General features: G+C 67.2%; 18 protein-coding genes and 1 pseudogene. 18 read left to right on the forward strand and 1 reads right to left on the reverse strand.

The genetic code is table 11. The features are described 5' to 3' along the window. Positions 1 to 164: 164 nt before the first annotated feature. Together P2T65_RS07915 and P2T65_RS07920 are read left to right on the forward strand one after the other, a co-directional pair. Positions 165 to 1,481, forward strand: a pseudogene (locus tag P2T65_RS07915) (nicotinate phosphoribosyltransferase); the annotation flags it as partial. Positions 1,482 to 1,550: 69 nt separating this feature from the next. Next, positions 1,551 to 1,739, forward strand: a complete 189-nt coding sequence (locus P2T65_RS07920) for a hypothetical protein (protein WP_276199634.1) — start codon at positions 1,551 to 1,553, stop codon at positions 1,737 to 1,739. Positions 1,740 to 1,808: 69 nt separating this feature from the next. Here the strand turns inward: P2T65_RS07920 and P2T65_RS07925 are convergent, their stop codons facing one another. Beyond that, positions 1,809 to 2,255 carry a host attachment protein gene (locus tag P2T65_RS07925; protein ID WP_063186295.1) on the reverse strand — a complete coding sequence of 149 codons (447 nt, stop codon included), beginning with the start codon at positions 2,253 to 2,255 and terminating at the stop codon, positions 1,809 to 1,811. Between the two features lie 253 nt (positions 2,256 to 2,508). Here P2T65_RS07925 and P2T65_RS07930 point away from each other — a divergent pair, with 253 nt between their 5' ends. The 16 genes from P2T65_RS07930 (at position 2,509) to lpxB (ending at position 22,274) form a co-directional block, all read left to right on the forward strand. Then, positions 2,509 to 3,204: a CBS domain-containing protein gene (locus tag P2T65_RS07930; RefSeq protein WP_055458328.1), complete on the forward strand. Its 696-nt coding sequence runs from the start codon at positions 2,509 to 2,511 to the stop codon at positions 3,202 to 3,204. 523 nt (positions 3,205 to 3,727) lie between these two features. Beyond that, a complete protein-coding gene (gene dnaE / locus P2T65_RS07935) occupies positions 3,728 to 7,198 on the forward strand; it encodes a DNA polymerase III subunit alpha (protein WP_276199546.1) in 3,471 nt (1,156 codons plus the stop codon). A gap of 464 nt (positions 7,199 to 7,662) precedes the next feature. Next, a complete protein-coding gene (locus tag P2T65_RS07940) occupies positions 7,663 to 8,667 on the forward strand; it encodes a 30S ribosomal protein S2 (protein WP_055458326.1) in 1,005 nt (334 codons plus the stop codon). A 107-nt stretch (positions 8,668 to 8,774) separates the two neighbouring features. Then, the gene (gene tsf / locus P2T65_RS07945) at positions 8,775 to 9,692 is read left to right on the forward strand and encodes a translation elongation factor Ts (protein WP_055458325.1); all 918 of its coding nucleotides are present in this window, start codon (positions 8,775 to 8,777) and stop codon (positions 9,690 to 9,692) included. 181 nt (positions 9,693 to 9,873) lie between these two features. Beyond that, positions 9,874 to 10,587, forward strand: a complete 714-nt coding sequence (gene pyrH, locus P2T65_RS07950; protein WP_096335194.1) for a UMP kinase — start codon at positions 9,874 to 9,876, stop codon at positions 10,585 to 10,587. A 103-nt stretch (positions 10,588 to 10,690) separates the two neighbouring features. Continuing rightward, entirely contained in the window at positions 10,691 to 11,251 is a 561-nt protein-coding gene (gene frr / locus P2T65_RS07955; RefSeq protein WP_055458324.1) for a ribosome recycling factor, read from the forward strand. A 73-nt stretch (positions 11,252 to 11,324) separates the two neighbouring features. After that, positions 11,325 to 12,086 (forward strand): isoprenyl transferase, encoded by a 762-nt coding sequence (locus P2T65_RS07960; RefSeq protein ID WP_055458323.1) that lies wholly within the window; start codon positions 11,325 to 11,327, stop codon positions 12,084 to 12,086. Positions 12,087 to 12,091: 5 nt separating this feature from the next. Further along, on the forward strand, positions 12,092 to 12,967 hold the full coding sequence (locus P2T65_RS07965) for a phosphatidate cytidylyltransferase (RefSeq protein ID WP_276199547.1): 876 nt from the start codon (positions 12,092 to 12,094) through the stop codon (positions 12,965 to 12,967). A gap of 9 nt (positions 12,968 to 12,976) precedes the next feature. Further along, positions 12,977 to 14,137, forward strand: a complete 1,161-nt coding sequence (gene dxr / locus P2T65_RS07970) for a 1-deoxy-D-xylulose-5-phosphate reductoisomerase (RefSeq protein ID WP_071923761.1) — start codon at positions 12,977 to 12,979, stop codon at positions 14,135 to 14,137. A gap of 33 nt (positions 14,138 to 14,170) precedes the next feature. Further along, on the forward strand, positions 14,171 to 15,334 hold the full coding sequence (gene rseP / locus P2T65_RS07975) for an RIP metalloprotease RseP (protein ID WP_276199548.1): 1,164 nt from the start codon (positions 14,171 to 14,173) through the stop codon (positions 15,332 to 15,334). A 148-nt stretch (positions 15,335 to 15,482) separates the two neighbouring features. Then, complete coding sequence (gene bamA, locus P2T65_RS07980) at positions 15,483 to 17,816, forward strand: outer membrane protein assembly factor BamA (RefSeq protein ID WP_276199549.1); 2,334 nt, start codon at positions 15,483 to 15,485, stop codon at positions 17,814 to 17,816. 61 nt (positions 17,817 to 17,877) lie between these two features. Continuing rightward, a complete protein-coding gene (gene lpxD / locus P2T65_RS07985; RefSeq protein WP_276199550.1) occupies positions 17,878 to 18,930 on the forward strand; it encodes a UDP-3-O-(3-hydroxymyristoyl)glucosamine N-acyltransferase in 1,053 nt (350 codons plus the stop codon). Between the two features lie 51 nt (positions 18,931 to 18,981). Beyond that, complete coding sequence (gene fabZ / locus P2T65_RS07990) at positions 18,982 to 19,446, forward strand: 3-hydroxyacyl-ACP dehydratase FabZ (RefSeq protein WP_055458317.1); 465 nt, start codon at positions 18,982 to 18,984, stop codon at positions 19,444 to 19,446. A 4-nt stretch (positions 19,447 to 19,450) separates the two neighbouring features. After that, positions 19,451 to 20,251: an acyl-ACP--UDP-N-acetylglucosamine O-acyltransferase gene (gene lpxA / locus P2T65_RS07995; RefSeq protein WP_055458316.1), complete on the forward strand. Its 801-nt coding sequence runs from the start codon at positions 19,451 to 19,453 to the stop codon at positions 20,249 to 20,251. 2 nt (positions 20,252 to 20,253) lie between these two features. Next, complete coding sequence (lpxI, locus tag P2T65_RS08000; protein ID WP_055458315.1) at positions 20,254 to 21,111, forward strand: UDP-2,3-diacylglucosamine diphosphatase LpxI; 858 nt, start codon at positions 20,254 to 20,256, stop codon at positions 21,109 to 21,111. Beyond that, entirely contained in the window at positions 21,111 to 22,274 is a 1,164-nt protein-coding gene (gene lpxB / locus P2T65_RS08005) for a lipid-A-disaccharide synthase (protein WP_071923765.1), read from the forward strand. The genes lpxI and lpxB overlap by 1 nt, the downstream gene beginning before the upstream one ends. The last annotated feature ends 2 nt before the right edge of the window (positions 22,275 to 22,276 follow it).

A 22,276-nucleotide genomic window follows, 5' to 3' on the forward strand; every position in this document is an offset into this window, starting at 1 on the left:
CGCCTCGCCGGCGGCGTTGACGTCGATCAAGGCGAGATGGCGTGCTCGGCGTCATCGTCGCCAGTCATGGGCACCTTCGGGGCCGGTGCGGCGGGCCGCCAGCGGGCATCGCACCGGTTGCCGCAAGGCGGGTCGTCCGTGAGAAGCCTGTCCGAGGTGTGCGGATGGACGCTGCGGGTGCCCTGCTCACAGACCTCTACCAGTTGAACATGATCCAGGCCTATCTGGAGCATGGCCGAACGCGGACGGCGGTGTTCGAGTTTTTCGTCCGCAAGCTGCCGCCGCGGCGCAATTTCCTTGTCGCAGCGGGGCTCGAGCAGGCGCTCGACTATCTCGAGAACCTGCGATTCACGGATGACGAGATCGCATGGCTCGGTGAAAGCGGGCGTTTCTCGCCGGCGTTTCTCAGGCAGTTGCGCGCGCTGCACTTCACCGGCGATGTCGATGCGGTGCCAGAAGGCACTGTCTTCTTCCCGAACGAGCCGATCCTGCGCGTGGTGGCTCCGTTGCCCGAGGCCCAACTCGTCGAAACCCGCCTCCTCAATCTCCTGCACTTTCAGAGCCTCATCGCATCGAAGGCGGCGCGCATGGTGCTCGCGGCGCCAGGCAAGCTCCTCGTCGATTTCGGCCTGCGGCGGGCGCACGGGATGGAGGCGGGGCTTCTTGCCGCACGGGCGAGCTATCTCGCCGGCTTTGCCGGCACCGCGACGCTCCTCGCCAGCCGTCTGTTCGGCATTCCCTCGTTCGGCACCATGGCCCATTCTTTCGTGCAGGCGCATGAGGACGAGGTGGCCGCCTTCGAGGCTTTCGCCTGGTCCCGGCCCGAGGGCCTCGTGCTGCTGATCGACACCTACGACACCGAGGCGGCCGCGCGGAAGGTCGTGGAGCTCGCGCCGCGGCTGCGGGCCAAGGGCATCGCCATCAAGGGTGTGCGCCTCGACAGCGGCAACCTCGTCGCCCTGTCGCGCGCCGTGCGGCAGATCCTCGACGACGGCGGCCTGCCGGACGTGACCATCTTCGCCAGCGGCGGCCTCGACGAGGAGGCGATCGCAGCCATGCTGGCGGCCGGCGCTCCCATCGACGGTTTTGGCATCGGCACCAGCCTGACGACCTCCGCCGATGCACCGGCGCTCGACTGCGCCTACAAGCTGCAGGAATACGCCGGCGTCGCCCGGCGCAAGCTGTCGGCCGGTAAGGCTACCTGGCCCGGCCGCAAGCAGGTCTGGCGCAGCCATGGCGCGGACGGGCGGCCTGCCGGCGACATCCTCTCCGTGCTGGACGATGACCAGCCCGGCACACCGCTGCTCGTGCCCGTCATGCGCCATGGCAGGCGCATCGCGCCGCAACCGTCCCTGGCCGCGATACGGGCTTATGCGGCCGAGGCCCTGTCCCACCTGCCGGACGATCTGCGCGGGCTCGATCCGGCGCCCGCCTATCCGGTGACGGTCGCGCCGAAGCTTGTTGCGCTCGCCGAGACTGTCGACCGGTGGCTCGCCGCTTCGCTTGGAGCGAACGGCGGGCGTGCAAATAACCAGCAAGAGGAGTTGTCGATGAAAGAATCATCGAATGCCGAGACACCGAAGGGAAGGCCGCCGGAGAAGCCGACCTCCCGCGAAGCCGAAAGGCGCCGGCGGCTCGAAGAACAGCTCGAAGAGGGGCTTAAGGAAACCTTCCCGGCCTCCGACCCGGTTTCCGTGACGGAGCCCGCGCCAACGCGGCCGGGCAATAACGGTCGCTAACGGACGGGGGCGAGCGTCGCAGCGACAGGGGCGGTCTTCGGCTGTCCCCGGGGCGGCCGGCACCATCGGTCATGCGTTCGTCAGGAGCCGCTCGATCTCGTAGACCGGATGCTTGGTCAGGTCCTTGCCGACCTCGGCCAGCAGCGTCGCGCGCATGTCATCGGCGAGACATTCGCGCAAGGCCGCCAGCATGCGCGGCGGCGCCACGAGCACAAGGCCGGGCGGCTGCATCGCCTTGTGAAGGGATTCAAGCGTCCGCATCGTCTCCTCTGCGAACTGCACCTTGGCCTCGCGGTGCCGGTCCGCACTCTCGACTGCACTCGCCGGACCAACGGCATTCTGCCGGCGGCCGGGCCGGTCCGTGCCGGCAGCCGCATCGACGCCGTTCTCGGGCGCCTCGGCATGCCGTTCGACCTGAAGATTGGGGAAGAGCTCGTCGCCCTCGTTCCGCAGGAAGAGGGCCCTGCGGGCATCGCACACGACGACGAGGGCATCGTGGGGGAGGGAAAGCTGCATGAGAATCTCCAAAGGCGAACGGTGATGGTGCCGATAGTCGCGCCTGCGCGGGGACGTTCATTGATCGACCGCAACCTGGCGTCGAAACCGCGCAGCCGTTCGGCCGTTGATGTAACGCAAGGCTTTTCGGGCCCGTCTGTGCCACAGCAAGGCCGCCGGACAGACGGCAAGCGAGCCGGGAGAAGGGCGGAGCGTCTCACGAACGCCCGCTTTTGGCGGAGCGTCGTGGCAGTGAGCATGAGGAGGCAGGACGATGAACGTTGGCGACATCATGACCATGGGCGCGGCGACGGTACATCCGGACACGTCCGTCCTCGAGGCGGCGCAACTGATGCTTCATCATGGCATCAGCGGCGTGCCCGTCGTCGACAAGGAGGGGCGGCTCGTCGGCATGGTGACCGAGCGCGACCTGCTGCGGCGCGCTGAGACCGGCACCGAGCACCGGCGTCCGCGCTGGCTCAGCTTTCTCATGGATCCGGCTGCGCGAGCCGAGGACTACGTGCGCAGCCACGGCCGCAAGGTGTCGGACGTCATGACGCAGGACCCCCAGAGCGTTGCCCCCGACGCGCCGCTCACCGATGCGGTGGATCTGATGGAGCGACGCGGCTTCAAGCGCCTGCCCGTGGTGCGTGACGGCAAGGTTGTCGGCATCGTGAGCCGGGCCAATTTCCTGCGCGTTCTTGCGCGCCGGCTGGAGGACGCGGCGCAGGCGACCGCCGAGGACATGGATATCCGCCGGCGCATCCTCGAAGAGGTCGATCGCGAGGGCTGGGTGTCGAACGCCTCCCTCGACGTCGTGGTCAACGCCGGCAAGGTCGAACTCGACGGCACGGTCGATGACGAGCGCGTGCGTGATGCCCTGCGCGTGCTGGCGGAGAACGAGCCAGGCGTCAGCGAGGTGGTGGACCGTCTGCGCGTCCAGCGCCCGATGACGCAATGGCCGATCTGACGGCGGTTCCCGCGACATCGCGCTATCGGTTCCAGGGGCCAGCGATCCGCCGGTCTTGAGAGTGGCCGAGGCGTCGGGTGCCTCGGTGACAGTCACCACGAACCGATTGCTACCGCGTGCGCAGGCGAGCGCCCGCGCTCCGGCTGCTTCGCGCCGCCATCCCTGAAGGCACGCCGCACGGAGCGCCGGCGACGGTAATGATTTATTGACTCAAACACGCGCCGGGACTTGAACAAAAAGTGAATAATTGTGAACATAAGACGAACAAGAGGAGCGAGACATGTTCAAGACCGTTGTCACCTCACTTGTCGAGATCGCATCGCTCGGCGTCTTCGTCACCATGATCGGCGTCTGGGCCACGGTTGCCAGCGCGCCTCCCGTCTGATCGAAAGACCGTCCACAGCCGGTGGGACGCCGACCCTCGACGGCGCCGACCGGTCAAGGCGATACTGCGGCGCTTCCGAGCGATCGGATGGATCAGCAGCGAGTCGCCGGGGCCGAAGGGACGAGGACGGAACGAACGATGGGTAGCATCCTGAGCAGCGTCGGCTTCGTGCATCTTCACGTGCACTCGTCCTATTCGCTGCTCGAGAGCGCCCTGACCGTCACGACCCTCGGCAAGCTCGCCGCCGCCGACAAGATGCCGGCGCTTGCCCTCACCGACACCAACAACCTCTTCGGCGGATTGGAGTTCTCGGAAAAGCTGAAGGGCCTTGGCATCCAGCCCATCGCCGGTGTGCAGCTGTCGGTTGCCTTCGAGGAACAGGATCCGGCCCAGCGCAGCGTCCACGCCCGCGACTATCCCCACCTCGTCCTGCTGGCCCAGGACGAGGTGGGATACGGCAACCTGATGCGGCTCACGAGCTGGGTCTATCTCGAAACCGATCCCAACGAGAAGCCGCATGTGCCGCTCGACCGTGTCCTCGCCAACAGCCGGGGCCTCATCGCGCTGACCGGCGGCTTCGGAGGGCCGCTCGACCAAGCTCTCCGCGAGGGGCGGTCCGAAAGTGCCGAGAAGCGGCTCAAGGCCTTGCGCGGCGCCTTCGACGGGCGGCTCTATGTGGAATTGCAGCGTCACGGCCTGCCCGAGCAGGCTGCCGCCGAGCCTGAGCTGCTGCGGCTCGCCTATGACCTCGGTCTGCCGATCGTCGCCACCAACGAGCCCTTCTTCGCCAAGCCGGACGATTACGAGGCCCATGACGCGCTGCTGGCAATCGCAGCAGGGCGGCTCCTGTCAGACGAGAACCGGCGGCGCGTCACGCCGCAACACGACTTCAAGACACGCGCGCAAATGGCTGATCTATTTTCGGATTTGCCGGAAGCACTGTCTTCGAGCGTCGAGATTGCCATGCGCTGTGCCTACCGCATCCGCACGCGCAAGCCGATCCTGCCGCGCTTCGACGCCGGCACCGAGGGCGCCGAGAGCGACGAGGGTGCGGAGCTGCGCCGGCAGGCGGCGGAGGGGCTGAAGCGCCGCCTCGATGCGCACGGCCCGGCGCCCGGCCTGACGGTGGCGGATTACGAGGAGCGGCTGGACTTCGAGCTATCGGTCATCGAGCGCATGAAGTATCCCGGCTACTTCCTCATCGTGTCGGACTTCATCAAATGGGCGAAGGCTCACGAAATCCCCGTCGGGCCGGGACGCGGCTCGGGCGCGGGCTCGCTCGTCGCCTATGCCCTTACCATTACCGACCTCGATCCGCTGCGCTTCGGCCTGCTGTTCGAGCGCTTCCTCAACCCCGAGCGCGTGTCGATGCCGGACTTCGACATCGACTTCTGCCAGGACCGGCGCGAGGAGGTGATCGGCTACGTCCAGAAGCGCTACGGCGAGGACAAGGTCGCGCAGATCATCACCTTCGGCACCTTGCTCGCCCGCGGCGTGATGCGCGACGTCGGCCGCGTGCTGGAGATGCCCTATGGCCAGGTCGACAAGCTCACCAAGCTCGTGCCGCAGAACCCGGCCAATCCGGTGACGCTCCAGAAGGCCATCGAGGACGAGCCGCGCCTGCAGGCTGCCGCCGAGGAGGAGCCTGTCGTCGGCCGCATGCTGGCCATCGCCGAGAAGCTGGAAGGCCTGCACCGTCACGCCTCGACCCATGCCGCAGGCATCGTCATCGGCGATCGGCCGCTCGAGGAACTGGTGCCACTCTATCGCGATCCGCGCTCGGGCATGCGCGTCACCCAGTTCAACATGAAGTGGGTAGAGCAGGCCGGGCTCGTGAAATTCGATTTCCTCGGCCTCAAGACGCTGACGGTGCTGACGACGGCGGTCAATTTCGTGCGCCAGCGCGGCATCGACCTCGACCTGTCGCGCATCCCGCTCGACGACCGCACCACCTTCGAACTCCTCGGCCGCGGCGAGACGGTCGGCGTGTTCCAGGTGGAAAGTGCGGGCATGCGCAAGGCGCTCGTCGACATGCGTGCCGACCGGCTGGAGGACCTCATCGCCCTCGTCGCGCTCTACCGGCCCGGCCCGATGGCCAACATCCCGGTCTATTGCGACCGCAAACACGGGCGCGGCGAAGCCTCCGAGAAATGGTACCTGCACCCGAAGCTGGAGCCGATCCTCAAGGAGACTTTCGGCATCATCATCTACCAGGAGCAGGTGATGCAGGTGGCCCAGGCGTTGTCCGGCTACTCGCTCGGCGAGGCCGATCTCTTGCGCCGAGCCATGGGCAAGAAGATCAAGGCCGAGATGGACGCCCAGCGCGTGCGCTTCGTCGAGGGGGCGCTGAAAAACGGCCTCACGAAAGACCTTGCCAACGAAATCTTCGACCTTCTCGCGAAGTTCGCCGACTACGGCTTCAACAAGAGCCACGCGGCGGCCTATGCGCTCGTCGCCTACCAGACGGGCTATCTCAAGGCCAACTACACCGTCGAGTTCCTGGCCGCCTCCATGGCGCTCGACATGGACAACACGGACAAGCTGTCGGAATTCCGCCGCGAGGCCGAGCGCCTCGGCATTCGCGTCGAGCCGCCGTCCATCAACCGCTCGGGCGTCTCCTTCGAGGTCGACCACGACGGCGTGGGCCCGGGAATCATCCGCTACGCACTTGCAGCGACAAAGGGCGTCGGACGTCAGGCGGTCGAAAGCATCATTGCAGCACGCGGCAACAAGCCTTTCACAAGTCTTTCTGATTTTGCGTCGCGCATCAATCCGCGTCTCGTCAACAAGCGCACCCTGGAAGCGCTGATCGCGGCGGGCGCTTTCGATGAGCTGGAGCCCGATCGGGCGCGCGCGACGGCGGCGATCGATGCCATGATGGCGCTCGCATCGCGCATGGCGGCGGCGGCCACCGACGGTCAGGCGGACATTTTCGGCGGCCTAGCCGCCTGCCCCGAGCCGCTGCGCATCCCACCCTACGAGCCGTGGGTTCCGGCCGTGCGGCTGCAGAAGGAATACGACGCTGTCGGCTTCTTCCTGTCCGGCCACCCGCTCGACGGCTACGAGGAGATGCTCGAGCGGCTGCGCGTTCAGCGCTGGGTGGATTTCGCCAAGGCGGTCAAGGCCGGTGCGACCATGGGCCGGATCGCGGCAACGGTGCTCGACCGGACTGAGCGGCGCACCAAGAGCGGCAGCAAGATGGGCATCGTCACGCTCTCGGACCAGACCGGGCATTTCGAGGCCATCGTCTTCTCCGAAGGGCTGCAGCGCTTCCGCGATCTCCTGGAGCCGGGGCGGGCGGTGGTGCTCGTGGTGCAGGCCGCCGTCGAGGGTGAGGACGTGCGCGCCCGCATCCAGTCCGTCGAGCCGCTCGATGAGGCGATCGCGCAGCATCAGAAAGGCATGCGCATCTATGTACGCGACGAAGCCCCGCTCGCCAGCGTCAGCGAGCGCCTGAAGCAGCGCGGCGAGGGTGAAGTGTCGATGGTGCTCATCCTCGACAATGCGCAGGAGGTGGAACTGCGCCTGCCCGGGCGCTATCTCGCCACCCCGCAGATCGCCGGCGCCCTGCGCGCCGTGCCGGGCGTGGTGCACGTCGAGCTGCAATAGCCGCTGCGCAGTGCGGCCGGACGTGCTGGGTCATGCCGCCATGCGATGATAACCTGATGGGTATCGGGCCATGCGCTGGTTCCCGGCGCTCGCCCGCGCTGCGCGCACGCGGGCCGGGAAACGAGGGCCTGACCGGGAGAACCGTGATCGCGGACGGATGCAGGGAAACGCGGCGAAACGGAATGCGAGCCGGGCCCGGCGCTTGATCCCGAGCCGCCTGCTCTCCCGATCCCCGCATTCCCACGCATCCGCCCTCGAGGGTGGAATGCTGATGCCTGCCGCCATCGCGCTGGTACGAGGTCCCGCGAAAATTGCCACGCGTGAAGCGCCCGGAGGCTTGCGTCGCGGCCGCGGCGCCCGTATAAGCGCCGCCATCCCACACGCGGAGAACGCTCGAAGAGCATCCGGTGGCCGACGCCAGCGTCGGTCGCAACTCCGCGGAGGCTTGAACCGGAGAAATCGTAATGGCGCTTCCTGAATTCTCGATGCGTCAGCTGCTTGAGGCTGGCGCGCATTTCGGACACCAGTCCCACCGTTGGAACCCGAAGATGGAATCCTACATCTTCGGCGCCCGCAACGGCATCCACATCATCGACCTCGCCCAGACGGTGCCGGCGCTCTACCGTGCGCTGCAGGCGATCTCCGACACGGTGGCGGCCGGCGGTCGCGTGCTGATGGTCGGCACCAAGCGCCAGGCGGCCGATGCCGTCGCCGATGCGGCCAAGCGCTCGGCCCAGTACTATGTCAACTCCCGCTGGCTCGGCGGCATGCTGACCAACTGGAAGACGATCTCGGCGTCCATCCAGCGCCTGCGCAAGGTCGAGGAGATGCTGGCCGGCGGCGCGCAGGGCCTGACCAAGAAGGAGCGTCTGATGTTGTCGCGCGAGCGCGACAAGCTCGAACGCGCCCTGGGCGGCATCAAGGACATGGGCGGCACGCCGAACCTGCTCTTCGTGATCGACACGAACAAGGAGCAACTCGCCATCAAGGAGGCGCAGCGCCTCGGCATCCCGGTGGCCGCGATCGTTGATACGAACTGCGATCCTGACGGGATCACCTATCCCGTGCCGGCCAACGATGACGCGGGTCGGGCCATCGCGCTCTACTGCGATCTCGTGGCCCGCGCGGCGATCGACGGCATTTCGCGCAGCCAGGGCGATTTTGGCATCGACATCGGCGCCTCCGAAGCTCCACTGGTCGAGGATTTGCCGGCGGAGATCGAGCAGGCGGGCGAGGCCTTCGAACTGCTCGATGCCCCGCGCGGTGCGCCCGACGATCTCACCAAGATCGCGGGCGTTGGTCCGCAGCTCGAGAAGACCCTGAACGAGGCCGGCATCTTCCACTACTGGCAGATCGCCGCCATGGGCGAGGCCGATGTCGCCAAGCTCGACGCGGAGCTCAAGCTCAACGGCCGCATCGAACGCGACGGCTGGGTGGCGCTTGCCCGCACCCTGAGCGAGTCTGTTTGACCGCTTCGCAATTCCGTGCCGCTTGAGCGGCACGATGATGTCCGGGGCATGGTGCGGCCTGGCGCTTCGGTGCCGGGCCGCGCCGCATCGACGATTATGAGGACGAAATGGCTAATATCACCGCAGCGATGGTCAAGGAGCTCCGCGACAAGACCGGCGCGGGCATGATGGACTGCAAGACGGCGCTCGCGGAGACCAACGGTGACGTCGAGGCGGCGGTCGACTGGCTGCGCAAGAAGGGTCTCGCCAAGGCCGCCAAGAAGTCGGGCCGCGTCGCGGCCGAGGGCCTTGTCGCGCTCGCCATCGACGGCGCCAAGGGTGTGGTCGTCGAGGTGAATGCCGAGACGGACTTCGTTGCGCGCAACGACCAGTTCCAGGCGCTCGCCGCCAATATCGCCCGTGTCGGCCTTACGGTCGGCGACGATGTCGAGGCCATCAAGGCCGCGGCCTATCCGGGCGGGGGCACGGTCGCCGACGCCATCGCCAACGCTATCGCCACCATCGGCGAGAACATGACGCTGCGCCGCGCCGCCTCCATCTCGGTGCCGCAGGGTGTCGTCGCCTCCTACATCCACAACGCCTCGGGCGAGGGCCTCGGCCGCATCGGTGTGCTCGTCGGCCTCAACTCGGCCGGCAAGACCGATGAGCTCGCGGCGCTCGGCCGCCAGATCGCCATGCATATCGCTGCGGCGAGCCCCTTGGCGCTCGACCCGGCGGGCCTCGATCCGGCGACGGTGGAGCGCGAGAAGGCAATCCTCGGCGAGAAGCATGCCGGCAAGCCGGCCAACGTGATCGAGAAGATCGTCGAGAGCGGCCTCAAGACGTATTACAAGGAGGTCTGCCTTCTCGACCAGGCCTTCATCCACGATCCATCCAAGACGGTCGCCCAGGCTCTCAAGGAGGCCGAAGGCAGGGTCGGCGCGCCCGTTTCGCTGACGGGTTTCGTGCGCTACAGCCTCGGCGAGGGCATCGAGAAAGAGGAAACCGACTTTGCCGCCGAGGTGGCGGCGGCGGTCGGCGGCTGAGACCGGAATGTCCAGAAGACGGCGGCGCCAAGCGCCGCCGTTTTTGTAGGATGAAGCGGTTGGAGGCATTTCTGCCGGCGGTATTGCGGATCGCGTCGGCGAAATGCCCTGTCATGACGGTTGCAACGCCTGTCGAGATCCAGTCGGATCGCTGCAGGCCCTGGCGGAGGCAGAAGGGACGATGGCTGGCAAACGGGCGCTGATCAAACTGTCGGGTGAGGCACTGGCGGGACCGGGCGGAGCCGGCATCCATGGCGAAACCCTGACTGCGCTCGCCAACGACATCGCCACGGCCGCCGGTGTCGGCCACGAGATCGCCGTCGTCGTCGGTGGCGGCAATTTCTTCCGTGGGGTGCAAGGCCTTGCCAAGGGTCTCGACCGGCCGACGGCCGATTCCATCGGCATGCTCGGCACGGTTATGAACGCCCTGGCATTGGAGCACGCCATCGAATCGGCTGGAGTACCCGCGCGCGCCATGTCGGCGGTGCCCATGCCGTCTCTGTGCGAGAGCTATGCGCGCAAGCGCGCCCTCGACCACATGGCCCATGGCAAGGTCGTGATCCTCGGCGGCGGCACCAGCAATCCCTATTTCACGACCGACACCGGCGCGGCGCTGCGTGCGGCCGAGCTGTCGTGCGCGCTGCTCATGAAGGCGACGAACGTCGACGGCGTCTATACGGCAGATCCGAAGAAGGACCCGACTGCCACCCGCTTCGAGCGCCTAACTCACGACGAAGCCATCGCCCGCAATCTCAAAGTGATGGACACGGCCGCGTTCGCTCTTGCGCGCGAGGCGGGGCTCACCATCGTCGTCTTCTCCCTTGCGGAGCCGGGCTCCATCGGGGCCGTGCTCGAGGGTGGGGGGCGGGCCACCATCGTTGCTCCCGCGACGTGAGGCGCACGCGCCCGTGTTCACCGATTCGAGACGAAGGTCTTGACCCGGAGGCTCGGGCGCGCTCAACGTCGCCGCGATATCTTGCAGGGAGCGAGCAAAAACAATGAGCCAGACATACGACCTCGCCGACATCAAGCGTCGCATGCAGGGCGCCGTTCAGGCCCTGAAGCACGACCTTGGCGGACTGCGCACCGGCCGCGCCTCGGCCAGCCTTGTCGAGCCCATCCAGGTTGACGCTTACGGCAGCCTGATGCCCATCAACCAGGTCGCGACCATCAGCGTGCCGGAGCCGCGCCTCCTCAGCGTGCAGGTGTGGGACCGCGGCATGGTCTCGGCCGTCGAGAAGGCCATTCGCGATTCCGATCTCGGCCTCAACCCGCAGACGGAGGGGCAGGTGATCCGCCTGCGCATTCCCGAGATGAATGAGCAGCGCCGCAAGGAGATGGTCAAGGTCGCGCACAAATATGCGGAGGAGTCGCGCATCGCGGTGCGCCACGTCCGCCGCGACGGCCTCGACACGCTGAAGAAGCTCGAGAAGGACGGCGACATGAGCCAGGACGACCACGCCCGCGAGGCCGATCTCGTCCAGAAGGCGACCGACCAGGCGATTGCCGAGATCGATCAGCTTCTCGCGGCCAAGGAAAAGGAGATCATGCAGGTCTGATCTGCATGACGGGGGCGGCGGCGCGGTGCGACGTCGGGGCCGATGGCGCCGTGAGGACGGGTCGATGACGGTAATGACCGAGCCGGCAACGGCAGCGGAAGATGTGCGGGCGGCGGCAGGCGAGGCCGGCGTGCCGGCGCATGTCGCCATCATCATGGATGGTAACGGCCGCTGGGCGCAGAAGCGCCACCTGCCGCGGGCCGAGGGCCACCGGCGGGGCGTCGAGGCGTTGCGCCGTGCCGTGCGTGCCGCCGCGGCGCGAGGCATCCGCTATCTCACCATCTACAGCTTCTCGTCAGAGAACTGGCGCAGGCCGGCAACCGAGATCGCCGACCTCATGAACCTCCTGAAGCTCTTCGTGCGCCGCGACCTTGCCGAGCTGCACCGGGCGAATGTCCGTGTCCGCATCCTCGGGGAGCGGGCCAATCTCAAGCCCGACATCACGGCCCTGCTCGAGGAGGCCGAAAGCGTCACGCGCGACAACACCGGCCTGACCCTCGTCGTCGCCTTCAACTACGGCTCGCGGCAGGAGATCGTTCGTGCCGCCCGGCGCCTCGCCGAGGAGGTTGCCGCCGGCCGCCTCGCTCCTGACACCATCGACGCCGATGCCGTCGCTGCCCGGCTCGACCTGGCCGGCGTTCCCGATCCAGACCTCATCATCCGCACCTCGGGCGAGCAGCGTCTGTCGAACTTCCTGCTCTGGCAGGCGGCCTATGCCGAACTCGTCTTCCTGCCGGTGCTGTGGCCCGATTTCGACGAGGCCGCCTTCGACGAGGCGCTTGCTGAATTCGCCCGGCGCGAGCGGCGTTATGGCGGCCTGACGGCGAGCGCCTGAGCGTCATGGCTTCTCCAGAGCCGCGACCGCCGGCCACGCCCCGCAGCACCGGTTCCTTCCTCTCATCCGAGCTCGGCCGGCGCATTTTGTCCGGCATCGCCCTCGTCGCCGTGGCGCTCGGCACAGCCTGGTGGGGCGGACTTGCCTTCGACATCCTCTGGGCCCTGGCGGGCGCGCTCGTCTGCCGCGAATGGGTGGCGCTATCGCCGGCGCGCGACCAGCCCGTCCTGGCTCTTGGCGGCGCCGCGGCCGTGGCCGTCGCCAGTGTGGTTCTGTCGGTGAGCGGCCACCTGCCGTCTGCCTTGACCGCGCTTGCGGTGGGGGCCGCCGGCCTTGCCGCCCTCGGGCGTGATCGCACCTCGCGCCTGTGGGCGCTGGCCGGTCTTCTCTATGCGGCGGTCATCGGGCTCGTTCCCGTTGCTGCCCGCGCCCTGCCGGAGGTCGGCCTCGTCGTCATCCTGTGGATGTTCGCTGTCGTCTGGATGACGGATATCGCCGCCTATTTCACCGGCCGCAGTCTCGGCGGGCCGAAGCTGTGGCCGAGCATCAGCCCGAAGAAGACATGGTCAGGCTTCTTTGGTGGACTTTTGGCGGGCAGCCTCGCCGGCATGGCTGTCGTCGCTGTCGCGCAGGATAACGGCGTCGCGCAGGCTGTCCCGCTGTGGCTGGTCGGCTGCTGTTCGGCCATCGCCTCGGCGCTCGGCCAGCTCGGCGATCTCGCCGAATCCGCGCTGAAACGCCGGGCCGGGGTGAAGGATTCCGGACACATCATTCCGGGCCACGGGGGCGTGATGGATCGGCTCGATGCCTTCTGGGCCGTGGCGGTTCTCGTCGGCTTGGGGCTCGTCGTCAGCTCCACCGTCCGGGCTCCGGCGCTGTGAGGGGCAGCGATGGCGACACGTCTCACCATCCTCGGTGCCAGCGGCTCCGTCGGCCGGGCAGTGGCCGATGTGGTCGCCGCCCATCCCGGGCGTTTCGAAGTCGAGGCCGTCGTCGCCGGCCGCGATGCGCGGGCTCTCGCCGACGTGGCGTTGCGGCTGCGCGCGCGCTGTGCCGTGCTGGCGGACGGCGAGGGCGGGGCGGCCCTGGCGGAGACCCTGTCCGGCAGTGGCATCGCGAACGGGGCGGGCGAGGCGGCGGTGCTCGAGGCCGTGGATCGGGACTGTGACCTCGTCGTCGCCGCGATCGCCGGCACGGCCGGGCTGCGCCCGACCCATCGTGCGCTTCGCCCCGGCCGCCGCATCGCGCTCGCCAACAAGGAATGTCTCGTCAGCGCGGGCGCCGCCTTCATGCGCGATGCCGCCGCGGCCGGTGCGACGATCCTGCCGCTCGATTCCGAACACAACGCGCTCTTCCAGGCTCTGGGCGAGGCTCCCATCGAGAGTGTCGAGGCGATGACCTTGACGGCCTCCGGCGGACCCTTTCGTGACTGGCCGGCGAAGGCCATTGCCGAGGCGACTCCGCAGGAGGCCTTGAAGCACCCCAACTGGTCGATGGGGGCGAAGATCACCGTCGATTCCGCCGGGCTCATGAACAAGGGCCTCGAGCTGATCGAGGCCCATCATCTCTTCGGCCTGCCTGCCGCGCGGCTGAGAGCGCTGGTGCATCCGCAGTCGATCGTCCATGGCATCGTGCATTTCCGGGACGGGTCGCTCTCGGCCGGTCTTGCGGTACCCGACATGCGGGTGCCGGTGGCGCATTGCCTCAGCTGGCCCGAGCGCGTTGAAACACAGATCCCGCGGCTCGATCTTGCCGCAATGGGCTGCCTTACTTTCGCCGAACCCGACACCGCACGCTTTCCCGCGCTGCGGCTGGCGCGTGAAGCCCTGGAGCAGGGTGGGGCCGCGCCGACGGTGCTCAACGCGGCCAACGAGGTCGCGGTGGAAGCGTTCCTTGCAGGACGCATCAGGTTCGGGGATATCGCCCGCTTGGTCGAGGCGGTATGCACGCGCGAGGGCGCGAGCGCCGCGCCGGCAGGGATCGAGGAAGCGCTCGCGGTGGACTTTGCCGCGCGGGAGCGAGCCCGCGCGCTTCTGCAGCAATCATGCTGAACGGGCGCAAGTGAGCCCGGCGAGGAGTGGACGATGGACATAGCGGGCACGGTGATCGGCGCGGGGTGGGGGCTCCTGAGCTATGTGGTTCCCTTCCTGTTCGTGCTGACGGTCGTGGTCTTCTTCCACGAACTCGGCCACTTCTGGGTCGCCCGCCGCTGTGGCGTCGCCGTCCAGGCCTTCTCCATCGGCTTCGGCCGGGAACTTGTCGGCTGGACGGATCGCCAGGGAACGCGCTGGCGCATCTCGGCGATCCCGCTCGGCGGCTATGTGAGATTCGCCGGCGATGCCAACAGCGCCAGCATGCCGGACCGCGACGCGCTCGACACCATGTCCGAGGCCGAACGGCGCGGTAGCTTCTACCACAAGGGTGTCGGCGCCCGCGCGGCGATTGTGGCCGCCGGTCCCATCGCCAACTTCCTGCTCGCCATCGCCATCTTCACCGCGAGTGTCTATTTGGGCGGCCGGGCCATTCTCCTGCCGCGGGTCGACGCCGTGGAGGCGGGCAGCGCCGCCGAGCGCGCCGGCATCCGTCCGGGCGATCTCGTGCTTTCCATCGACGGGCGCCCCGTGGAAAGCTTCGCCGACATGCAGCGCATCATCAGCGCCCGCCCGGGCGAGGCGCTGGCCGTCACCGTCGAACGGGACGGCAGCGAGGTGATGCTCAGGGCGACACCGGACCTGCGCGAGATGACGACACCATTCGGCAAGCAGCGCATCGGCCTGCTCGGCCTGCGCGCCTCCCGCGACCCCGGCGACTGGACCGTGAAGCAATACGGCATCGTCGATTCTCTGCGGATAGGGTTAACGGATACTTGGTACATCGTGGAGCGCACCGGCGACTATGTCGGAAAGCTCCTGACGGGCCGGGAATCGACCGATCAGCTCTCGGGCCCGATCCGCATCGCACAGGTTTCCGGGGAGGTCGCCTCGATGGGCGGGCTTGCCGGCCTCATCAATCTGGCGGCGATCCTATCTGTCTCTATTGGCTTGATAAATCTCGTTCCGGTGCCGATGCTCGATGGTGGCCATCTGCTATTCTACGCCATCGAGGCCGTGCGCGGACGCCCGCTCAGCGAGCAGGCGCAGGAAATCGGCTTCAGAATCGGGCTTGCCTTGGTGCTCATGCTCATGCTCTTCGTGACGTGGAACGATCTGCAGCATCTGGGCGCCGCTTTCGGTCTCGGAGCGACGTGACCGACGGGCAACGCTTGCTCGAAAAATGCGCGCATGGCGCCTTCGGCCCGTTTGCAGACCGGCGTAAACTCTGTAGAAGCGTCTTCGACCCATACTCCGGGCAATCGAGACGGTTCGTTCGGGAAAGAATAAAGAGGGTAGGCACCTGATGACGCGGAATGTGAACAACCGCCGGGCCAGAGTGGCGCGCCGCCTGACGGGCGTGCTCCTTGCCAGCGTGGCCATCGTTGCGAGCGCCCAGGTTGCCACCGCCCAGTCGGCACGTGGCGCGCGTGCGGGTGCGCAGACGGCGACTGTCGGCGCTCCGCTCATCAATCGCGTCGTGTTTCAGGGCAACAAGAAGCTGAAGTCCGAGCAGCTCGGCCCCGAGATGCAGACCCAGGCGCGCACGCCCCTCAGCCAGTCGGTGGTCGACGGTGATATTGAGCGCATCCGCGAGATCTATCGCCGCGGCGGCCGCAGCCTCGCCAAGGTCGATGCCCGCGTGGTGCCGCTGTCGAACGACCGGGTCGATGTCGTCTTCACCATCGACGAGGGCGACAAGACCGGCGTCAAGGAAATCAACTTCGTCGGCAACAATGCCTTCTCGTCGTCGAGGCTGCGCAACCTGATGACGACGACGGAAATGAATTTCCTGTCGTTCCTCAAAAATACCGACGTCTACGATCCTGATCGCATTTCTGCCGACCTCGAGCTGATCCGTCGCTATTACCTGAAGAACGGATATGCCGATTTCCGCGTTGTCTCGGCGGATGCGGTGTTCGACGCGGCTCGCGAGGGCTACATCGTCACCATCACTGTCGACGAGGGTCAGCAGTATCGCGTCAGCGGTGTCACGGTCGATTCAACCGTACCGGAAGTGCAGGCTGCGGAGCTGCAGCGGCTGACGCGCCTGTCCTCGGGCGACGTGTACAATGCTGAGGCCGTCGAGAAGACCCTCACCAACATGACGGCTGAGCTCGGTCGCCGGGGGTACCCTTTCCTGGTTGTGCGCCCGCGCGGCACGCGCGATTCGGCCTCCCACACGATCGCACTTGATTACGTGGTGGAAGAGGGGCCGCGCGTTTATATCGAGCGCATCAATGTGCGCGGCAACACGCGCTCACGCGATTATGTCATCCGCCGCGAGTTCGACATTGGCGAAGGTGACGCCTACAATCAGGTGCTGATCGACCGTGCCGTTCGGCGCCTCAACAATCTCGGCTATTTCAAGACTGTCCGCATCACCAACGAGCCCGGCTCGACGCCGGATCGCGTGGTGGTCAATGTGGATGTCGAGGATCAGTCCACCGGCCAGTTCTCGGTGTCGGGCGGTTATTCGACCTCCGACGGCTTCATCGGCGAGGTCGCGGTTTCCGAGTCGAACTTCCTCGGGCGTGGTCAGTATGTCCGCCTCGCCGGCACCTGGGGTCAGCGCACGCAGGGCGTGGAGTTCTCCTTCACGGAGCCTTACTTCCTCGGCCAGCGCATGGCCTTCGGCGTCGACCTGTTCTCGAAGTACACCGACAACACGAACTATTCGCGCTACGAGAACCGCGTGACCGGCGGGCAGCTGCGTCTCGGCCTGCCGATCACCGAAGAGGTCACGCTGACGCTGCGCTACTCCCTGTATCAGTCCGAGCTCAAGATCCCGAATACCTACTCGAAGCCGTATAACGACTGCTCCATTCCGCTGCCGGGGCTGACGCCGGTCAATCCCAACGGCACGGCGACCTACCCGAATTGCACGTGGAACGGCGAAGCGTCGATCGCGGTCAAGGAAGCGGTCGGGACAACCTGGACGTCACTGGTCGGCGCCACTTTGTCCTACAATACGCTCGACAACATCCGCGATCCGCGTTCCGGCTTCTATGCTGAGGTGAAGCCGGAGATCGCTGGCCTTGGTGGCGATTCGCGGTTCATTCGCGCCACGGCCGAGGCGCGCTACTATCACGAGCTGTTCGACGACGTTGTCGGCATGATCAAGGTGCAGGGCGGTCACATCCGTGCCTTCGGCGGCAATGACCTGCGCATTGTCGACAACTTCTTCCTCGGCCCCTCGCTGGTGCGCGGCTTCGCCCCGTCCGGCATCGGGCCACGCGACATGACCGGTGACTACCGCGCCAACGCGCTCGGCGGCACGACCTATTTCGGCGGCACGCTCGAGGTGCAGTTCCCGATCTTCGGCCTGCCGCGCGAGTTCGGTCTGCGGGGCGCTGTCTTCGCCGATGCAGGTTCGCTCTTCGGTTACGAGGGCAACAGGTTCTTCGATCTCAACGGCGACGGCTCGATCTATTGCCCGGCGGCAGGCACCAATCCGCTCAGCCAGGAGCCGGAATGCCTCAACGTCCGGGATGACAAGAAGATCCGCTCCTCGGTCGGCGTGAGCCTGCTCTGGCAGTCGCCGCTCGGCCCGTTGCGTTTCGATTACGCCTTCGTGCTGTCGAAGGCGACAGGGGATCAGACCCAGGCCTTCCGCTTCTCGGGCGGCACGAGTTTCTGATGCTCTCCTCGAAGCGGCCCGCAAGGGCCGCTTCCGTTTCAGGCGAAAGACATTTCTGGCGATGTCGGATCCGGTGTTCTTCGTTCAGGCCGTGCGCCCGACGCTCGCCGAGGTGGCGTCTCTTACCGGAGTGACGCTGCCTGCGGGCGCCGACCCGCAGATGGTGTTGAGCGGAGTTTCGCCGCTCGAAAGCGCGGCGCAGGGCGATCTCGCCTATATGGACAATCCGCGCTATGCGGCTGCGCTCGACGTCACGCAGGCAGGTGCCTGTTTCGTCTCGAAGCGTTTTGCCGCGCGGGTGCCCGCCGGCTGCGTCGCGCTCGTGGTCGCCGAGCCTTACCGTGCCTTCGCCAAGGTGCTCACGGCAATGTATCCGGCGGCAGTGCGGCCTGGCTCGCAGTTCGCTGCCGACGGCATCTCGCCCGGCGCCTATGTGCATCCCCAGGCGCGGCTGGAGGCGGGCGTCATCGTTGATCCGGGGGCAAGCGTGGGACCGGGAGCCGAGATCGGCTCCGGAACGGTCATCGCGTCGAATGCCGTGGTCGGTCCCGGCGTGCGCATCGGCCGCAACAGCTCCGTCGGGCCGGGTGTGGTACTGCAGCACGCGCTGATAGGCAACCGCGTCATTCTGCATGCGGGCGCCAAGATCGGGCAGGACGGATTCGGCTTCGCCATGAGCGCCGAAGGTCATCTCAAGGTGCCGCAGATCGGGCGCGTCATCATCCAGGACGATGTCGAGATCGGCGCCAACACCACGGTCGACAGGGGCGCCAGCCGCGACACGGTGATCGGCGAAGGGACCAAGATCGACAACCTGGTGCAGATTGGTCATAACGTCGTCATCGGCCGCCATTGCGTCATCGTCTCGCAGGTCGGTATCGCCGGCAGCGCCACCTTGGAGGATTTCGTCGTCCTCGGCGGTCAGGTCGGTGTCGTCGGCCACGTTCGCATCGGCATGGGCGCACAGATCGCGGCGACGAGCAATGTCGCGACCGACGTGCCTGCGGGCGTCAGGTGGGGCGGCTCGCCCGCCAAGCCCATGCGGGTCTGGCTGCGGGAACTGATGACCTTGAAGAACCTGGCAGCCCGGCGCGGCGACGCCGGTGAAGGATAAGGAACCACTGCGGGCGCCCGGCGTCTGCGTTGTGCGGGGAGACGACGATACATGAACGATGCGACCACGGGCCTCGAGGCTGCCGATATCGTGCAGATCCTGAGCTATCTGCCGCACCGTTATCCCTTCCTGCTCATCGATCGCATCATCGAGATGAAGGGCGACGAGAGCTGCATCGGCATCAAGAACGTCACCTACAACGAACCGCAGTTCATGGGGCACTTCCCCAGCCGTCCGCTGTTCCCCGGAGTGTTCATGATCGAGGGCATGGCCCAGACCGCCGGAGCCATGTGCGTGGCCTCCAAGCTCGCCCAGAAGGCGCGACCGAAGGAGGTCTATTTCATGACCATCGACAAGGCCAAGTTCCGCAAGCCGGTCGTGCCCGGCGACACGGTGGAGTATCACATGACCAAGCTCGCCAATCGCCGCAACATGTGGTGGTATCGTGGTGAGGCGAAGGTCAATGGCGTGCTCGTCTGCGAGGCTGAAGTCAGCGCCATGCTGGTCGTAGAGTGAGCTGATGTCGCAGATTCATCCGACGGCGATTGTCGAGGAGGGTGCGCGCCTCGGCGAGGGCGTGCGCATCGGGCCCTATTGCCATGTCGGCCCGCAGGTGTCGCTGGGAGACGGTTGCGAACTCGTCAGCCACGCGGTTGTCGCGGGCCGTACCCGCATCGGGCCCCGCACGCGGATCTTTCCCTTCGCCTCCATCGGCCATCAGCCGCAGGACCTGAAGTATCGCGGCGAACCCTCGACGCTCGAGATTGGCAGCGACTGCATCATCCGTGAGGGCGTCACGCTCAATCCCGGCACCGAAGGTGGGGGCATGAAGACGGTCATCGGCGACCGCTGCGCCTTCCTTGCCAATTCGCACGTTGGGCACGACTGCCACGTCGGCAGCAATGTCATCCTATCGAACAACGTCATGCTGGCGGGCCACGTAACCGTTGGCAACTACGTCATCATCGGCGGCGGGGCAGCGGTCATCCAGTTCGCGCGTGTTGGCGCGCATGCGTTCGTGGGCGGCATGTCGGGCCTGGAGAACGACCTCATCCCCTATGGCATGGCGATGGGCAACCGTGCCTATCTGTCGGGCCTCAACATCGTCGGGATGCAACGTCGCGGCTTCTCGCGCGATGATATCCACACTGTCCGGCGCGCCTACCGCCTGCTTTTCGCGGACGAGGGCAGCCTGCGCGAGCGCGTGGAGGACGTGGCGGCGGAGTTCCAGAACCACGCCGTCGTGCATGAGATCCTCGATTTCATCCGCGAGGGCGGCAAGCGCTCCATCTGCACTCCGCGGGCTTCCGACGAGAACTGACCATGGCCGCTGGCGCACCGGTCGCCCTGCTTGCCGGCGGCGGGGCCCTGCCGGGCCTGCTTCGCGCAGCCCTGTTGCGGCGCGATCGGAGCGTTCGGGTCCTTGCCCTGCGCGGCTTTGCCGAGCGCGGGCTTGTCCGCGAAGCGGACGTTGTCGTCGACATCCTTGATTACAAGCGTATCTTCGCACAGCTCGAGGCTTGGGCGCCGGCCGAGGTGGTGCTCGTCGGCACAGTGCATCGGCCGAAGCCCACGGCCTTCGCTGGAGCGCTTGCGGCATTCCGGAACCGCGACGAGATCGCCGCGATCCTCGGGGCTGGGGATGACGGCTTGCTCGCCGGCGTTATCCGTCTCCTCGAGGAACGCGGTCTTACCGTGGGCGGCATTGATCGGCTGGCGCCGGAGCTGCTTGCCGGCGCAGGCGTTCTCGGCGCGGTGATGCCCGACGAGCCGAGCCTTGCGGCCGCGGCGGCCGGGCAGGGGGTGCTCGAGGCACTGTCACCGTTCGACGTCGGACAGGCGGTGGTCGTTGCCGCGCGGCGTGTCGTTGCCATCGAGGGACCGGAGGGCACCGACGCGATGCTGGCGCGCGCGCGCCGCCTGCGGCGCAGCCCTCGCCTGCGCGCCGTCCACGGCGGGGTGATGGTCAAGATGGCGAAGGTCGGACAGGACCTGCGCGTCGACCTGCCGACCATCGGGCCGCGCACCGTCGCCTGCGCGGCGCGGGCCGGCCTTGCCGGCATCGCCATCGGCGCCGGTGCAACGCTGATCGTCGACGGGCCCGGCACGATCGCCGAGGCGGACCGGCGCGGCCTCTTCCTCCTCGGCATCGAGCGACGGCACGACAGGATCGAGAGCTGATGCAGCAGCAGGCGGGATTGCACGTTTTCATCGTCGCCGGGGAGGAATCGGGCGACCAGCTTGGCTTCAAGCTCATGCGCTCGCTGCGGGCCCGGCATCCGGACATCCGTTTTTCGGGCGTTGGAGGCCACGCCATGACCGGCGAAGGGCTGATGAGTCTCTTCCCGCTCGACGACATCGCCGTCATGGGTTTCACCGCCGTCATCGGCCGTCTCAGAACGATCATCGACCGGGTGCATCGCACGGTCGATGCCGCCGTGGCGGCCCGGCCGGATATCCTCGTCATCATCGACAGCCCCGATTTCACCCATGCGGTGGCGAAGAGGGTGCGCAAGCGCCTGCCCGACCTGCCGGTGGTCGACTATGTCAGCCCGAGCGTCTGGGCCTGGCGCCCCGGCCGCGCCCGCAAGATGCGCGCCTATGTCGACCACGTATTGGCGCTGCTGCCCTTCGAGCCGGCGGCCCACGCGCGTCTCGGCGGCCCTCAATGCAGCTATGTCGGCCATCCGCTCATCGAGAGGCTGGCCGAGTTGCGCCCGGCAAGCGGGGAGCGGCCGGCCCTTGCCGAAGGGGCGCCCGCGACGGTTCTGGTGCTGCCTGGCAGCCGCCGCTCCGAGGTGTCCCGGCTCATGCCGGTCTTCCGCGAGACCTTGCCGTTGGTCGAGGCCGAGAGCCGGCGGCCGCTGCATTGGCTGATGCCGGTCGTGCCGCACCTCGCCGATGAGATCGAGGCCGCTGTCGCCACCTGGCCAGTGAAGCCGCAGATCGTCCACGGCGCCGCGGCCAAGCTGGCGGCCTTCCGGCAGGCCCACGCGGCCCTCGCCGCCTCCGGCACGGTCACCCTGGAGCTTGCATTGTCCGGCGTGCCCATGGTGGTCGCCTACAAGGTGGGCTGGCTCGAATCCCAGGTGCGGCACCTCCTCACCGTGTCGACCATCACCCTCGCCAATCTCATCCTCGGCGAGAGCGCCATTCCCGAGCGCCTGCAATGGGACTGCACGCCCGAGAAGCTTGCCGGCACGCTCGCGCCGCTGATCGAGGAGGGGCCGGAAAGGCAGGCCCAGCTCGCCGCGCTCGCCCGCCTCGATGCGGCGATGCGCATCGGCGACGAGGCACCGAGCGAGAGGGCTGCGCGCATCGTGCTCGCCGTCGCCGGGCGCTGAGC

The sequence above is a fragment of the Chelatococcus sp. XZ-Ab1 genome (assembly GCF_029309855.1).
GTDB lineage: Bacteria > Pseudomonadota > Alphaproteobacteria > Rhizobiales > Beijerinckiaceae > Chelatococcus_A > Chelatococcus_A sambhunathii.

Coding starts and splice junctions, on each gene's coding strand:
- P2T65_RS07920 (WP_276199634.1), top strand. CDS start 1,551: ATGAAAGAATCATCGAATGCCGAGACACCGAAGGGAAGGCCGCCGGAG.
- P2T65_RS07925 (WP_063186295.1), bottom strand. CDS start 2,255: ATGCAGCTTTCCCTCCCCCACGATGCCCTCGTCGTCGTGTGCGATGCC.
- P2T65_RS07930 (WP_055458328.1), top strand. CDS start 2,509: ATGAACGTTGGCGACATCATGACCATGGGCGCGGCGACGGTACATCCG.
- dnaE (WP_276199546.1), top strand. CDS start 3,728: ATGGGTAGCATCCTGAGCAGCGTCGGCTTCGTGCATCTTCACGTGCAC.
- P2T65_RS07940 (WP_055458326.1), top strand. CDS start 7,663: ATGGCGCTTCCTGAATTCTCGATGCGTCAGCTGCTTGAGGCTGGCGCG.
- tsf (WP_055458325.1), top strand. CDS start 8,775: ATGGCTAATATCACCGCAGCGATGGTCAAGGAGCTCCGCGACAAGACC.
- pyrH (WP_096335194.1), top strand. CDS start 9,874: ATGGCTGGCAAACGGGCGCTGATCAAACTGTCGGGTGAGGCACTGGCG.
- frr (WP_055458324.1), top strand. CDS start 10,691: ATGAGCCAGACATACGACCTCGCCGACATCAAGCGTCGCATGCAGGGC.
- P2T65_RS07960 (WP_055458323.1), top strand. CDS start 11,325: ATGACCGAGCCGGCAACGGCAGCGGAAGATGTGCGGGCGGCGGCAGGC.
- P2T65_RS07965 (WP_276199547.1), top strand. CDS start 12,092: ATGGCTTCTCCAGAGCCGCGACCGCCGGCCACGCCCCGCAGCACCGGT.
- dxr (WP_071923761.1), top strand. CDS start 12,977: ATGGCGACACGTCTCACCATCCTCGGTGCCAGCGGCTCCGTCGGCCGG.
- rseP (WP_276199548.1), top strand. CDS start 14,171: ATGGACATAGCGGGCACGGTGATCGGCGCGGGGTGGGGGCTCCTGAGC.
- bamA (WP_276199549.1), top strand. CDS start 15,483: ATGACGCGGAATGTGAACAACCGCCGGGCCAGAGTGGCGCGCCGCCTG.
- lpxD (WP_276199550.1), top strand. CDS start 17,878: ATGTCGGATCCGGTGTTCTTCGTTCAGGCCGTGCGCCCGACGCTCGCC.
- fabZ (WP_055458317.1), top strand. CDS start 18,982: ATGAACGATGCGACCACGGGCCTCGAGGCTGCCGATATCGTGCAGATC.
- lpxA (WP_055458316.1), top strand. CDS start 19,451: ATGTCGCAGATTCATCCGACGGCGATTGTCGAGGAGGGTGCGCGCCTC.
- lpxI (WP_055458315.1), top strand. CDS start 20,254: ATGGCCGCTGGCGCACCGGTCGCCCTGCTTGCCGGCGGCGGGGCCCTG.
- lpxB (WP_071923765.1), top strand. CDS start 21,111: ATGCAGCAGCAGGCGGGATTGCACGTTTTCATCGTCGCCGGGGAGGAA.